The 1,632-nt window shown below is 69.8% G+C and carries 2 protein-coding genes; one reads left to right on the top strand and one right to left on the bottom strand.

Annotated elements, in window-relative coordinates; all coding sequences use genetic code 11:
* The first annotated feature begins 117 nt into the window (after positions 1–117).
* Positions 118–612: a hypothetical protein gene (locus tag ACFY00_RS38085; protein WP_388038865.1), complete on the top strand. Its 495-nt coding sequence runs from the start codon at positions 118–120 to the stop codon at positions 610–612.
* Here the strand turns inward: ACFY00_RS38085 and ACFY00_RS38080 are convergent.
* Positions 578–1,360 (bottom strand): IS5 family transposase, encoded by a 783-nt coding sequence (locus ACFY00_RS38080; RefSeq protein ID WP_285739362.1) that lies wholly within the window; start codon positions 1,358–1,360, stop codon positions 578–580. The two genes, ACFY00_RS38085 and ACFY00_RS38080, sit on opposite strands and share 35 nt — an antisense overlap.
* Between the last annotated feature and the right edge of the window lie 272 nt (positions 1,361–1,632).

Below are 1,632 nucleotides of genomic sequence, written 5' to 3'. Positions count from 1 at the left end.
CTCAGAAGCCGTTGTCTTTCCGAGAGTGATGGCTGCATATCTGCAGTTCAGGCATAGTTTTGGCGTTTCGGCGGCAGGGACGAGGTGTCGTGTCGTCTCTTCGGTGGAGGTGCCGGGATGCCGTCGGTGATGGGGTTGCTGGAGGAGCGCGAACGCGCGGCTCGGCAGCGGGTGGAGGCCCTTCAGGCCGAGCTGCGGGAGGCGGAGTCCGTGTGGGAGCGGCTCGTGATCGCCCGCGAGACGGTGGCCGAGGTCCTGACGGGACCCCGCGGGGGTGACGAAAAGGTGCCGGTCGTGACGGCCACTGAGCGGCCGGCGCGAGTCCCGGCAGCGGCGCCGGGTTCGATGGTGCCGCACTGGCGGGAGGGTCTCGTCCCCGCGGTGCTGGCGCCGGACTATCAGCGGATCATGGATGCTCTCGCCGGCCGCAACGGGTCGTGCGGGGAAGTGATGGACTGTCGGCAACTCGCGGCAGCACTCGGGCTGGAGCCGGTTCCGGCGAAGGTGGAAGGGGTGCGGTCGAAGGCGAAGCGGCTGGCCGCGCGGGGCTGGCTGGCCGAGGAACAGCCCGGGATGTTCAGCGTGCTCGCCGGGCGAGGCGGCGGCTCATGACCATGCTCATCGACCAGCGGATTACCGCCTCCGAGGTGTCGGTGCGGCCCTCGTAGTCGCGGGCGAGTCGGCGTGAGCGCATCAGCCACGCGAACGTCCGCTCGACCAGCCACCTCTTCGGCAGCACGACGAAGCCCGTGGTGTCGTCGCCGCGTTTGACCACGCTCAGCGCGAGGCTCAGGACGTCGCGGGCGAGGTCGACCAGACGTCCGGTGTAGCCGCCGTCGGCCCACACAAGCGTGATGCGCCAGTGCCGTTCGCGTAGCCGGGCCAGCAGCGTCTGGCCGGCCTCGCGGTCGGTGACAGAGGCCGCGGTGACCATCACCGTCAGCAGCAGCCCGAGGGTGTCCACCACGATGTGACGCTTGCGGCCGTTCACCTTCTTCCCTCCGTCGAATCCCCGGGTGGCGGCCGGCACCGACGCGGCGCCCTTCACCGACTGGGCGTCGACGATCCCCGCGGTCGGCTCCGGATCGCGGCCCGCCTCCTCGCGGACCCGGTCCCGCAGCCGGTCGTGGAACTCGGCGACCAGCCCCTTGTCCCGCCAGCGCCCGAAGAAGGCGTAGACGCGGTCCCATGCGGGGAAGTCCGCGGGCATCGCCCGCCAGGTGATGCCACCCGCGACCAGGTAGCGCACAGCATCGACCATCTGCCGGTGGCAGTACCCCTCCGGCTGCCCGCCCCGGCCCTCCAACCATCCCGGAACGGGCATGACGTCGCGCACCACGGCCCACTCCGCGTCGCTCATGTCGGACGGATACCTCGGTCGCCTGTGCGGACGGTCCCCGGCGTTCCCGAACCGATGAGCGAGGCAATCACACCTCAGGGCACCGGAGTTGGACGACACCGGCACGGGCACGAAAGACTGCAGCACCAGGGGCCTCCTGTTGCTCGGTTGGATTCGACACCCACGAGCTGCACGGGAGGCCCCACTCTCATGCGCAGTCGGCCAGAAGATCACCCGACCGAGTCGACGACCTCGAACTCACGCTCACCAAGATCGATAGAGCAACGGCCACT

It is taken from the genome of Kitasatospora sp. NPDC001540 (assembly GCF_042894345.1).
Classification (GTDB): domain Bacteria; phylum Actinomycetota; class Actinomycetes; order Streptomycetales; family Streptomycetaceae; genus Kitasatospora; species Kitasatospora phosalacinea_C.
The sequence above is the reverse complement of the archived record's forward strand: the minus strand, read 5'-3'. Positions and strand labels throughout refer to the sequence as shown.